Raw genomic sequence first — 11,595 nt, 5'->3', positions numbered from 1 at the left:
ATGAGCAGAGCGGGCAATGTCTGGGACAACTCGGCGATGGAAAGTTTCTTCTCAACGCTGAAAACTGAACGCACCGCCCGAAAAGTGTATCGGACCCGAAATGAAGCCCGCGCCGATATCTTCGACTACATCGAACGCTTCTACAACCCGCGGCGGCGCCATTCGAAACTGGGCTATCTCAGCCCCATGGAGTTCGAGGCCCGCGCTATGCTAGCTTAACCTGCTGCCCACAAAACCGGTAGCAGCTCAGAAATGGCCGTTGTCACGATAGAAGCCGTAGAATGTCCCGCGCCAGAAGTCGGTCTTGTCACCGGTGGTAACCCTGAGCACGTCACCGTCCTTTGTTACGTTTTCGGGTGGGTTCAGCCATTTGAGATCAGTCATCTTGGATCCTGCTGCGCTAGAGGTTTCCAATGGAGATTATTTTGGTTGGATGGAACTGGATGGTCGGTCGCAAGATAGGCCGTTCATTGTGGTTGTGTAAAACAACCTGTTTTTCGGTACGGGATGCTGGCAAAGTTGACAGCGGTCAACTTTCACACTTCTCGGTGATTATCGCAGCGTAGCAATGCCATAACCATCGGGCCTGGAGGGAATCCTTTTTCCTCGGCCTTATCCGTTAGACTACGGAAATATCCGCCAGGTCGAAGAATTGTCCCATGTCGTTGCAAAATACATGCCATTGTGACAGCTGCGCTTTCTGGACCCATGATACGACACGCTCTTTGCCAGGCGTCCAGCGTGATGCCTAGCATTGGTCGTACAATGTCAGCAGCTTCTACTAGGCTTTCCCATGTGTGAATGGCATCGGGACCGTAATCACAAATACTTGGTGTTGCTTTCAGTATAAGTCCAAGCAGTATCGCTTGCGGTGAGGGGTGCTCCACTTCGTTGCCTTTTTCAAATTCCAAGCAATCTTTATTTGAACTTTGATGGTGCCGCTCAAAATGGCTGGCACTGACGCTCATTTTTGATGTTTCATCAGCTTTAACCGGCGCGAGAAGTGCATCAATTTCACCTGTTAGCAGGCGAATCCCTTGCTCGAGATGCTGTAGCTGCGACATGTCCAACTTACGCCGAAGGCAGCGTTGAAGATCTGAATAACTCTGCTGCAAGCTAGCTCAGTCTGTAGCTGTGTGCTCTACGTCCCAAGCCATAAGCTTAGACAAGTCGCGAAGGCTGATGACCACTGATTCACGCTTACAGCGGAGTTCACCAGGCGGGCCAGATCGCCCGCGCCCAGGTTGAAGTTCTGCCGATAGCGTTCCAGAAGATCGGTCAGCTGATCCTCGGACAGGCCGATGCGCGCGGCGGGGTCCGGGTCGGCGGTGCGGTGGGCGTTGCGGTCGTCCACCTGGCGCATCGGATAGCGGCGCCCGGTCAGCTGCGCATAGACCGCCGCGACGACGACCAGCAGCACCGTCCCCGCCGCCACCGGCGTCACCGCAAAGCGATAGCCGAGGTCCGCGATGGCGTCGGGGCTCATCGCGGCGGTCATGGCGACGGCCCCGGCAGGGGGGTGCAATGCGCGGCACAGGATCGTCGCGGTGATGGCCAGGCCCACCGCCACCGCGATCCGCAGCGCGGGATCGGCGACATGCAGGCACACCGCGACACCGATCAGCGCCGCCACCGTATTGCCCACGATCGCGGCCCAGGGCTGCGCCAGCGGACTGTTCGGGACCGCGAACAGCAGGACCGAACTGGCCCCGAAGGGCGCGATCAGGTACAGGCCCAGCTGGCTGTCGACCGCGGGCGACAGCACGAACAGCCCGGCGATGATCAGGCCCGCGACGGCCCCGATGCCCGCCCGCACCGCCTCGGGCAGGGGGGTCGAGGCGACCGACGGGCCCAAGGCGCGCAGTGCGCTGATCATCAGTGGTCGCATGGTCCCAGTCCCGGTCAACTGCACGTTTCGCGGTCACTATGTCCATTATTTGGGCAGATGAAAGCGCATTTCGGGATATGCCCGCGGCGGGCGCCTGCAGCCTGCGTGGTGTTCACCCCGCAGCGGCGGCCCGACGCGCGGTCCGCGCATCGGGCCGGGGCCATCAGGTCTTCAGGAAATCTTGGGTGCTGATGACATCGCCATAAAGAAACGCCAGCGCGCCCATGATCGCGGTGTGGACATGCGCCGCGGGGGCGGTCTGGCCGCCGAACTCGATGTCGCGGGTCGCGCAGGCATCGTGGATCGTGGTGGTGGCAAAGCCGTGGTCGTTGGCGGCGCGGGTGGTCGCGTCGATGCACATGTGGCTCATGGCGCCAACGACGACCACGTCGCGGACGCCGTGTTCGTCCAGCAGATCCTTGAGCCCGGTCTCGCGGAACGAGTTGGGGTGGTTCTTGGTGATGACCGCCTCGTCCTGGGCGGGGGCCACGACGTCGTTGATCCGGGCACCCGCGCTGCCGGGGACGAAGATCGGGCCGCCGGGGATCTCGTGTCGGATGTTCACGACCAGATCGCCCCTGGAACGGGCATGGGCGATCACGCGGGCGGCGTTGTGGGCGGCGGCCTCGATCCCGTGAAGGGGAAGGTTGCCGTCGGGCCAGTATTCGTTCTGCAGATCGACGACCAGAATGGCGCGTTTGGACATGGGGTTCCTCCTGTCAGTCGGGCCATGGTGCACCGGATGCCCCGCATCGCGATAGGGGTCATGGCGCAAAGCCTGCGATCCGGACGGAACATCGCCCGCGGCGGGATGTTGATGCGGACATGACCGACGAAAGGACCGCGCCATGGACGACAAGAAGAAATCCGACCCCGTCGTGCCCCGCCAGAACGGCCAGGGCCAGGGCCAGGGCGTACCCCACGACCCCAAGGAGTTCGACGTGATGAACCCGGCCAAGATGGACAAGCCGTCCGCCGACGAAACCCCGTCCAAATCCTGACGTGACGGCGCATCCCGACGCGGCCGCGACCCCTGACGATCAGGGGTCGCGGCAGGCCGCACGGGCGGTCGCGGTGATCGTCATCGCGACCGCCGTCAAGCTGGCGGTCTTTGCGGCGCTGGAACGTCCCTGGGGCTGCGACTGCGGCCGGATCTGGGCAATGCCCGGCGATCCGGCGCTGAATTCCCAGACCCTGCTGGACCCCTATTCCCTGCTGCATGCGGTGACGGGCGCGCTGCTGGTCCTGCTGGTCACGCGGCTGCGGCCCGATCTGGGCCTCTGGGCGCTGCTGGCCGTCGTCGTCGCCAGCAGCACGACCTGGGAGGTGATCGAGAACCTGCCCGTCAGCATCCGACTGTTCGGCTATGACGCTGCGGACCCGTTGGCCTATCATGGTGACAGTCGCCTGAACGCATTCGCCGACACGGCCTGCGCGGTTGCCGGGGCGCTGTTCGCGCGGGCCGCATCGGCGCGGGTCGTGCTGGCCCTGGCGGTCGGGACAGAGATCGCGCTGTCCCTTTGGATTCAGGACGGTTTCATCATCGCCGCCATTCGCGCGCTGCATCAGGCGCTGTGACCAGGGTCGGGCGTCGGCCCAGCACGCCTTCGATCGCGTCCGCGGCCCCCGCGGCGCGCGGCCAATGCGGCGCGTCCTGCGCAAAGCCGTGGACGTTCGCCCGAAACGACGGGTCGTCCAGCAGGCGGCACAGCGCGTCGTGGATGCGTGCCTCGGACGCCCACCGGGGCGACAGGCGCAGCCCGGTTCCGGTCCGGGCGATGCGGGCGGCGACGCCCGGCTGATCGTTGGTCAAGGGCAGGGCCAGCATCGGCACGCCCTGTTCCAGGCACTCCATGACCGTGTTCATGCCCGCATGGGTCACGCAGACCTGCGCGCGTTCCAGGATCGCGCGCTGCGGGACAAAGCTGCGGACCCAATCCGCGGGGATGTCGCGCGCGCCCTCGGCCGACTGGCCGCCAAGCGAGACAAGCACCTGCGCCCCGGCCCGGCGACAGGCCCGCGCGATCCGCGCCAGCAGGCGGTGCCGGTGCCCCTGCAGCGTGCCCAGGCTGACAAAGACCAGCGGTCGATCCGGGTCAGGGCGGATGTCGCAGGGCAGCGGCTCGGCGACCGGGGCGCGGAACAGGCCCATGTGGCGCACCCGCCCGCCGGTCACGGGACGAGGGTGGTCGAACCCCGGCACGGCCTGCGCCAGCGTCATCAGGGGCGACACGCAATCGGTGAAATCGCGCAGCGGCCCAAGGTCCCAGTCCAGGGCGATGGTCTGGATCACCCGCGACTGCCGCCGCATCACCCATTGCGCGATCCGCCGCGCGGTCCGCAGCCGTTCGATCCCCCGTTCGCTGTGGTCGGGGCGCCACCCCAGGAACGGGATCGGCACGCCGGGTTCGTCGTCGAAGGGCAGGGCGCATGCGATCGACACCATCGGGATGTGCATGTGGCGCGACAGCAGGCCCGCCGCCGGCTCTGTCTGATCGCCCAGGATCAGGTCGGGCCGATAGGCGGCGATGGCCGCCGGACCAAGCCGGCACAGCATCTGCGTGCGCGCGGCGCCCGCGGCGATCTCTCCGTGCAGGCGCGCGGAATGGGGGCGGTTGTCGGGCGGCAGGCAGGGCCTGGAGCGGACCGTGTCGCCGGCCAGAAAGCGGACATGGTGGCCGCGGGCGCGCAGCTCCTCGGCCAGCGCGGCGAAGGCCTGGCGATGGCTGGGATAGGGCGGGCAGATCATCAGGATGCGGGCGGCAAGCCGGTCGTATTGTACCATCATCGTCCTCTTGCAGGCCCAACGACGGTTTGGGGCAATCGTTGCAAAACTTTGTCCCCGGCAATGCACCATCGACGGATCGGGCCTTCGTGGCGGGCTGAACCGCGATCGGGGCGGTTTGTTCCGCGCCGTCAGGAACATGGTCCCGACTTGCCGGTTGCGCCGCCCGTGCGGAACGAAAGGAACGGCCATGACCTGCAGGATACTGATCGTGGAGGACGACTATTGGGCCGCGCTGCACCTGGCGACGGAGGTCCGCGATCGCGGGGCGACCGTTCTGGGTCCGACCGGGTCGATCCCCCTGGCCGTCGCGCTGATGTCCGCCCGGCAGCGTCCGAATACGGCGATCCTGGACGTCCAGCTGCGCACCCAGCTGGCCTTTCCCCTGGCGGACGCGCTGGCGGAACAGGGGGTGCCCTTCATCTTCGTGACCGGTTTCGAAAGGGAGGACATGCCCGAACGCTTTGACGCGGTGCCGCATTTCGTCAAGCCGATCATCGGCGATGCCTGCATCGACGCGGTGATGGCCCTGGCCGACGCGACGCGCCGGACCCGCGTGTTCGGGCCGCAATGCCGCATCCGGTCGGCCCGGCGCGGCGTGATCGGGGGCTAGCCGTCCCGGCGCGCCTTGGACGCCGCGATGGCGGCCTCAAGACGGCGTGCCAGTTCCTGCAGCCGGGGCGGCACGGCCACCTTTTCCATCTCGATCAGCAGTTCCTTCATGCTGTCGTCCATTTCGTCCTGGGGCGGGCGGTGATCCGTCTTGCTCATCGTGACCTCAAAAGCGCCTGGCGGCCTGCCAAACACGTCTTCCATTGCCTTCAGCAGATACCACGGTGCGGGGTTGGTGACAGTTCACATTTGCCGTGGCACCGCGAATTCGTCCCCGACGGTCACGCATCGTTGCGAAAACGGCGCAGGCACCCCCCGTGATGTCCGTCCGCTGAACCTGCAAACCGTTGGGATGTTCCCGAAGACGCGCGCATCGCCGAAACAGGCGGGAAACGGCCGGCCGATCACGTTTTCGGAACCAGATCGGTATGTACGCATTTGTTCAGCGTTCTGCTTTGGGAACAGGCGTAGCCGACCATGTCCGACAATGTACTTCACCACATTCCAGCCCTGCGCGCCTATGCGCGCTCGTTATGCGGGCGACAGGAGGATCCCGACGATCTGGTTCAGGAGACCCTGTTGCGGGCCATCGAATATGCCGACAAGTACCAGCCGGGCACCCATATGCGGGCCTGGCTTTTCACGATCATGCGTAACCGCTTCTACACCAATGTCCGCAAGTCGGCCCGCGAACGCACCGGGTCCGAGGATTGCGTGTCCGACAAGCCGATATCGCGAGCCACGCAGGAATGGCACCTGCGCCATCAGGAGGTGTGGGACCAGCTAGGCCGGATCCCCGTTCATTATCGCGAGGCCATCGTTCTGGTGTCGGTCTTGGGCGAAAGCTATATCCGCGCGGCCGAGATCCTGGAATGCGACATCGGCACCATCAAGAGCCGCGTGAACCGGGCGCGGACGATGCTGAAACGGGCGTTGGAACCGGAGTTCTGAAGTGTCCGCATGCGTCAGGCCCGGTCAGCGTCCGCGGTTCCGATGACATCGCATGATGTCCCTGCGTTGGATATGCGAGACCCGATGATCGGGCCCCGCTCTGATCGTCATTCGTCGCGGTCGTCCACGATCACCGTCAGTTCCTGACCGTCGCGATGCAGGGCGATCACGTCGTCGGTGGTGTGATCGGCGGCCTCCAGCGCGTCCGTGACGGCTTGGTTTTCCGACAGGGTTTCCCGCAGGGTGGTCAGGTTGTCCTGGGCATGCTCAAGCGCTGCGTCGACATCGCCCGGCGTGCTTTCGGTCACGGCACTGGTCTGGGTTCCGCCTCCGGTCGCCATCCCGTCCGCGATGCCTGCGGGGGCATCCACCGCGCCGCCGGCCGAGGCGCCGGAGGTGGTGTCCGACTGCATCGCGGCCGAGCCGTTCGTGTCGATCGTGGTCTGGCCGCCGGTCATCGGGGGCGTGCCCTCCTCGGCGGTCGAGACCGCGCCGCCGCCCACCTGTTCCAGCTCGCTGAGGCCCATGACGGTGACGGTCGTGTCCGCATCCATCCCCTCCAGCTGGTCGCCGTAGTCGCGGCCCGACTGCAGGTCGGCCACGACGCGTTCATAGGTCAGCGACATGTCGCCCGAACCGCCCGACTGCGCGGCCGATCCCGTATTCTGACCGCTGCCGGTCGTGGTGCTCATGTCGGCGGTGCTGGAGCCTTCGGCCCCTGCATCCTCGGTGCCGGTCATCGGGGCCCCGCCGCCGCCCAGGACGGCACCGTCCGCCGCCGCGCCGCCGCCTGCGCTGTCGGGTGCAGTGGTCTGAGCCAGGGACGCGCCCGGCAGTGCCAGGGCAAGGGTCGCCGCGACAAGGGCCGCGCGGCTGGTCTGTGTCAGTGTCCAGGTCATGATGTCTCCTCCGGAGATGATAATGCGCCGTGGTCATGCGCTTGGACGGTCCCAACCGGGGCCAACCGCAGATGTTCCCGCACGCCTGCGTGAGACGAAAAAAGGACCGGCGCTCGGGCACAGCGCCGGTCCCGAAGGACGACCCGGGGGAGTTGGGCGTCCTTCACAGCATGTCGGCGGTCCGCTGCATCCAGTCGCGGTGCCGACGTTCGTCCGCCAAGGCCTTCTGGAAGAAGGCCAGCGTCTTGGGAAGCGCCGAGGGGTGGCTCGACGCGCGTTCATAGGCGGTGACGGTGTCTTCCTCGTTGGTACGCATGGCCTTGAGGATCGTGCCGTCTCCCATCAGTCCGGCCAGGGCGATCTTGCCCGTGGTCAGCATCTGCTTCATGTCGCCTTCCGCCGGCGCATCGGCGCCCGTCTCGGCGGCGATCTGGTTCAGCACCTCCAGATGCTGCAGGTGATCCTGGCGGAACGTCTCGACCTGCTGCGACAAAGCCGGGTCCGACAGCCGCGAGATCGTGGATTCGTAAGCGGCGATGGCATCGCGCTCCAGCAGGATCAGGTTCGTGACCAGGTCTGTGATCGTGTCTTCGGTGCCGACGGTGGTGGCCATGGGAGGGTCCTTTCTGTGGGACGTTCCGGATTTGGGGGCGTGCAACCGGCGGATCGCCGGTTTGTTCCAAGGCATCGTTCGACGGCACCCGATCCGCCCGGCGCGACGATGGGCGGGAACATCGCGGCCCCGCCCCGGTTGCACGCCCCGCCCCAACAGGAGAGGCCCATGACCCAGGATCCCGAACGCCCGTCGCCCGCCGATCAGCCCGCCGATCGACCCGCCGATCGACCTGGCGCCCAGACCGACGGCACCGCGCCCCCGTCCGCCAGGATCGACGAATCCGCCGCCGAAAGCGGCCAGCCCGCCGACATGGCCTATTACCGCGTCCCCGCCAGGTCGGGGGCGATGATGCTGCTGGGCACCATCGCCATCCCGCTGGCGGTGATCGTGGGGATCGCCGTCGTCCTGCTGATCGCGCTGTGAGTTTTTCGGTCGGCGCGCTGGAACMTTCGCCGCAACCGCCGGTTCAGCGGCCCCAAAACGTCAAGGAGAGCACCCATGGCCGAACAGACACTGGACACGCTGTTTCATGAAACGCTGAAGGACATCTATTACGCCGAACGCAAGATCGGCAACGCGCTGCGCAAGATGGCGCGTGCGGCGCAGGACCCCGAGCTGAAGGCCGCCTTCCAGACCCACGAACAGGAAACGCAGACCCAGTACGAGCGCCTGTCCGAGGTGTTCGATGCCCTGGGCAAGCGCCCGACCGGCAAGACCTGCGACGCGATCGAGGGGATCATCGCCGAGGCACAGGAGATCATGGAGGAGTTCAAGGGTAGCCCCGCGCTGGATGCGGGCCTGCTGGCCGCGGCCCAGGCCGTCGAGCATTACGAGATCGCCCGCTATGGCACGCTGAAGGCCTGGGCCGCGCAGCTGGGCCTGGCGGATGCCGAGCGCCTGCTGGACCAGACCCTGCAGGAGGAGACGGCCACCGACGAGATCCTGACCGGTCTGGCCGAGACCGTCATCAACGCCGCGGCCCAGGGCTGACCCGACCCCACCGGCCCGCATCGCGCGGCGCCGGCCCCCCAAATCGGAGAGATCCATGTTCTATACCGACAACAAGCTGCAATATCCCGTCCGCGTCGATGCCCCGAACCCGCTGTTCGCCCGCGCCCTGCAGCAGGCCATCGGCGGCGTCGAGGGAGAGATCCGCGTGGCGATGCAGTATTTCTTTCAGGCCTGCGGCGCGCGCGGCGACGCCCGGTTCCGCGACCTGCTGATGAACACCGCCGCCGAGGAGCTGGGCCATATCGAGATGCTGGCCACCGCGGTCGCCCTGAACCTGGAAGGCGCGCCCCTGGCGATGCAGGAAGAGGGCGCCCGTGACAAGGCGGTCGAGGCCGTGATGGGTGGCATGAACCTCAAGAACCTGCTGTCGGCGGGTCTGTCGGCGATGCCGGTGGACAGCGACGGCGTGCCCTTCGATATGTCCCATATCTATGCCAGCGGCAACATCGCCGCCGACATGACCGCCAACATCGCCGCCGAATCCACCGGGCGTACGTTGGCCGTGCGGCTGTACAACATGACCGACGACCCGGGGATGAAGGACATGCTGTCCTATCTGATCGCGCGGGACACGATGCACCAGAACCAGTGGATGGCCGCACTTGAGGAGTTGGGCGGCGCGCAGGGCGCTTTCCCGATCCCGAACAGCTTTCCCCAGGCCGAGGAGCAGTCCGAGTTCAGCTATGCCTTCCTGGGGTTCCAGGCGGATGGCAGCGCGCCGGTCGACGGCCGCTGGTCGCAGGGTCCGTCCGTCGACGGCAAGGGCCAGTTTACGTCCCAGCCCACGACCGCGATGGGTCAGCAGCCCGACCTGGGTCCGGCCCGCACCGGCAGCGGCGCGCAGACCGAGCAGATGTAGCATCCGTGCCGGCGGCCCTGGGGTCGCCGGCACGCCCTCGTGCCAGGACATGCCCATGACCGACAACCTATCCGTCGCCGCCGTACCTGAAATCGGGCGCCGCAGTCTTTCGGCGCCTTGCGACAGGTCGCACCGGGCGACAGCCGTTCGCACGGAACGGCGGATCGGTCGTTGCGCGACGCCCATCCCCGGCCGGATGCCAACGCGATCATGAGACAGTCCATTTCCGGTCACGCCGGCGCAGGTGACAGCGTGATGCTGGACTGCGTCATCATCGGCGGGGGTCCGGCCGGGCTGACGGCGGCGATCCATCTGGCCCGGTTCCGGCGTCGCGTGGTCGTCATCGATGCAGGTGCCAGCCGCGCCGCGCTGATCCCGCGGACCTGGAACCATCCGGGCTATCCAACGGGCATCCGGGGCGGTCGCCTGCTGGGGCGGATGCGCCAGCAGGTGACCGATCTGGGCGTTCCCATCATCCGGGGACGCGTGGTGCGCCTGGACCCCCTGCCGCATGGCGGGTTCGAAGTTCTGGCGGGCAGCCTGCACATCGCACGGCATGTCATCCTAGCCACCGGGGCCGTCGACCGGCTGCCGCCGATCCCCGATGCCCGCGCCGCGATCCTGGCCGGCCAGCTGCGCCTGTGCCCGGTCTGCGATGCCTATGAGGCGACGGACAGGCCGGTGGCCGTGATCGGCGCCAATGCCCATGCCGCGTCCGAGGCGCTGTTCCTATCCCATTACACGCGGCAGGTCACCCTGCTGACGCTTGGCGCGCCGCTGCGACTGTCGCCTGACGATCACGGCAGCGTGACGAATGCGGGCGTCGCGGTTGACACGTCGCCGGACGTGACCTGGGACCTGTCCGGGCCGGGGGTCGCGCTGATCCGCCCGAATGCGCCCCCGCTGCGGGTCGAGGCGGTCTGGTCGGGCCTGGGGGCCGTGGCGCAGGCGGGACTGGCGACCCGGCTTGGCCTGATCCCCGCGCCGGATGGCCGGATCCCCACGGACGATCATCAGCAGACGACGGTGCCGGGCCTGTTCGCCGCGGGCGATCTGACGACCGGGCTGAACCAGATCGGCACCGCGATGGGCCAGGCCCAGATCGCCGCCAGCCGCATCCACAGCGTTCTGCGCACAGCCGAGGGGCGTGCCCTGGCCCCCGCCCCGCTGGAGGGCGGGTGATGCGGGCGTGGCTGCCCGCGGTGACCCTGGGATTTGCCCTGGGCGGCTTTTTCGACGGGGTCCTGCTGCACCAGATCCTGCAATGGCACCATCTTCTCAGCCTGGTGTTGGGCATGGACGAGTTGCGGCTGCAGATCCTGTGGGACGGTTATTTCCACGCCGCCATGTACGCGGTTGCGCTGGTCGGGCTGGTGGCGGTGTGGCGCCACCGGTCGGTGATCGGCGCCGATCCGCGCCGCCGGCTGTGGGCCATGCTGCCGGTCGGGTTCGGACTGTGGCAAGGCATCGATGCGGTGCTGTCGCATTGGGTGCTGGGCATCCACCGCATCCGGGATGACAGCCCGGCCCCGCTGCTGTGGGATGCGGGCTGGCTGATCGGGTTCGGCATCGTGCCCGCGGCCGCGGGATTGTACGTGGCGATGGGGCCGCGCGGTCCCGAAGGTCGCGTCGGTGGCGTCACGGCCGCGCTGCTGGCGCTGACCGTCGGGATGGGCACCTGGGCCGCACAGCCGCCCGGCGACGGTCGGGTTGCCTCGGTCGTGTTCCGCAAGGACCTGACGGACGCCCAGATCCGCGACCGCCTGACCGCAACAGGCGCAGCCATCCTGTGGCAGGACGCGGCCCTGTCCCTGGCCGTGGTCGACATGCCCGCCGGCGGCGCATGGCGCCTGTACGCACAGGGCGCCCTGCTGGTCGCGGGCGGGGGCCTGCCCGCGGGCTGCCTGGGATGGCGCAGAACCTGATATTGCACGATAGGCAATTTTTCGCCGAAACAGGTCCTTCCGTTAAGGT

General features: G+C 66.9%; 18 protein-coding genes. 10 read left to right on the top strand and 8 right to left on the bottom strand.

Annotation, left to right across the window (positions count from 1 at the left end; all coding sequences use genetic code 11):
* The coding region (locus GBO37_RS06245) for an IS3 family transposase (RefSeq protein WP_252927878.1) at window positions 1–219 on the top strand (219 nt) is incomplete at its 5' end.
* A 27-nt stretch (window positions 220–246) separates the two neighbouring features.
* Here GBO37_RS06245 and GBO37_RS06240 read toward each other — a convergent pair.
* From GBO37_RS06240 to GBO37_RS06225, 4 genes are all read right to left on the bottom strand, one after another.
* Window positions 247–384 carry a DUF1349 domain-containing protein gene (locus tag GBO37_RS06240; protein ID WP_252927877.1) on the bottom strand — a complete coding sequence of 46 codons (138 nt, stop codon included), beginning with the start codon at window positions 382–384 and terminating at the stop codon, window positions 247–249.
* Window positions 385–536: 152 nt separating this feature from the next.
* On the bottom strand, window positions 537–1,115 hold the full coding sequence (gene repC / locus GBO37_RS06235; RefSeq protein WP_256480074.1) for a plasmid replication protein RepC: 579 nt from the start codon (window positions 1,113–1,115) through the stop codon (window positions 537–539).
* 26 nt (window positions 1,116–1,141) lie between these two features.
* Window positions 1,142–1,888, bottom strand: a complete 747-nt coding sequence (locus GBO37_RS06230; RefSeq protein WP_371927496.1) for an HPP family protein — start codon at window positions 1,886–1,888, stop codon at window positions 1,142–1,144.
* Between the two features lie 163 nt (window positions 1,889–2,051).
* Window positions 2,052–2,594, bottom strand: a complete 543-nt coding sequence (locus GBO37_RS06225) for a cysteine hydrolase family protein (RefSeq protein ID WP_045981838.1) — start codon at window positions 2,592–2,594, stop codon at window positions 2,052–2,054.
* Between the two features lie 142 nt (window positions 2,595–2,736).
* Here GBO37_RS06225 and GBO37_RS06220 point away from each other — a divergent pair, with 142 nt between their 5' ends.
* Entirely contained in the window at window positions 2,737–2,889 is a 153-nt protein-coding gene (locus tag GBO37_RS06220; protein ID WP_157001368.1) for a hypothetical protein, read from the top strand.
* 1 nt (window position 2,890) lies between these two features.
* A complete protein-coding gene (locus GBO37_RS06215) occupies window positions 2,891–3,466 on the top strand; it encodes a DUF2585 family protein (RefSeq protein WP_252927874.1) in 576 nt (191 codons plus the stop codon).
* Here GBO37_RS06215 and GBO37_RS06210 read toward each other — a convergent pair.
* Window positions 3,429–4,676, bottom strand: coding sequence for a glycosyltransferase (locus GBO37_RS06210; protein ID WP_252927872.1), 1,248 nt, complete (start codon window positions 4,674–4,676; stop codon window positions 3,429–3,431). The two genes, GBO37_RS06215 and GBO37_RS06210, sit on opposite strands and share 38 nt — an antisense overlap.
* A 187-nt stretch (window positions 4,677–4,863) precedes the next feature.
* Here GBO37_RS06210 and GBO37_RS06205 point away from each other — a divergent pair, with 187 nt between their 5' ends.
* Window positions 4,864–5,286 carry a hypothetical protein gene (locus tag GBO37_RS06205; RefSeq protein WP_252927870.1) on the top strand — a complete coding sequence of 141 codons (423 nt, stop codon included), beginning with the start codon at window positions 4,864–4,866 and terminating at the stop codon, window positions 5,284–5,286.
* Here the strand turns inward: GBO37_RS06205 and GBO37_RS06200 are convergent.
* On the bottom strand, window positions 5,283–5,444 hold the full coding sequence (locus GBO37_RS06200; RefSeq protein ID WP_252927869.1) for a hypothetical protein: 162 nt from the start codon (window positions 5,442–5,444) through the stop codon (window positions 5,283–5,285). The genes GBO37_RS06205 and GBO37_RS06200 overlap by 4 nt on opposite strands.
* A 318-nt stretch (window positions 5,445–5,762) precedes the next feature.
* On the opposite strand from GBO37_RS06200, the gene GBO37_RS06195 reads away from it, so the two are divergent.
* A complete protein-coding gene (locus GBO37_RS06195) occupies window positions 5,763–6,236 on the top strand; it encodes a sigma-70 family RNA polymerase sigma factor (protein WP_252927867.1) in 474 nt (157 codons plus the stop codon).
* A gap of 107 nt (window positions 6,237–6,343) precedes the next feature.
* On the opposite strand, the gene GBO37_RS06190 is transcribed toward GBO37_RS06195, so the two are convergent.
* Entirely contained in the window at window positions 6,344–7,135 is a 792-nt protein-coding gene (locus tag GBO37_RS06190; RefSeq protein ID WP_252927865.1) for a hypothetical protein, read from the bottom strand.
* Between the two features lie 163 nt (window positions 7,136–7,298).
* On the bottom strand, window positions 7,299–7,748 hold the full coding sequence (locus GBO37_RS06185; protein ID WP_045981834.1) for a DUF892 family protein: 450 nt from the start codon (window positions 7,746–7,748) through the stop codon (window positions 7,299–7,301).
* 168 nt (window positions 7,749–7,916) lie between these two features.
* Here GBO37_RS06185 and GBO37_RS06180 point away from each other — a divergent pair, with 168 nt between their 5' ends.
* From GBO37_RS06180 to GBO37_RS06160, 5 genes are all read left to right on the top strand, one after another.
* Window positions 7,917–8,174 (top strand): hypothetical protein, encoded by a 258-nt coding sequence (locus GBO37_RS06180; protein WP_045981833.1) that lies wholly within the window; start codon window positions 7,917–7,919, stop codon window positions 8,172–8,174.
* 75 nt (window positions 8,175–8,249) lie between these two features.
* Complete coding sequence (locus tag GBO37_RS06175) at window positions 8,250–8,741, top strand: ferritin-like domain-containing protein (protein WP_252927863.1); 492 nt, start codon at window positions 8,250–8,252, stop codon at window positions 8,739–8,741.
* A gap of 55 nt (window positions 8,742–8,796) precedes the next feature.
* A complete protein-coding gene (locus GBO37_RS06170) occupies window positions 8,797–9,621 on the top strand; it encodes a manganese catalase family protein (RefSeq protein WP_045981831.1) in 825 nt (274 codons plus the stop codon).
* Window positions 9,622–9,831: 210 nt separating this feature from the next.
* Window positions 9,832–10,803, top strand: coding sequence for an NAD(P)/FAD-dependent oxidoreductase (locus tag GBO37_RS06165; protein ID WP_252927861.1), 972 nt, complete (start codon window positions 9,832–9,834; stop codon window positions 10,801–10,803).
* Window positions 10,803–11,546, top strand: a complete 744-nt coding sequence (locus tag GBO37_RS06160) for a DUF2243 domain-containing protein (protein WP_252927859.1) — start codon at window positions 10,803–10,805, stop codon at window positions 11,544–11,546. The genes GBO37_RS06165 and GBO37_RS06160 overlap by 1 nt, the downstream gene beginning before the upstream one ends.
* Window positions 11,547–11,595: the final 49 nt, after the last annotated feature.

This window comes from Paracoccus sp. 08, assembly GCF_024105395.1.
GTDB lineage: Bacteria > Pseudomonadota > Alphaproteobacteria > Rhodobacterales > Rhodobacteraceae > Paracoccus > Paracoccus marcusii.
The sequence above is the reverse complement of the archived record's forward strand: the minus strand, read 5'-3'. Positions and strand labels throughout refer to the sequence as shown.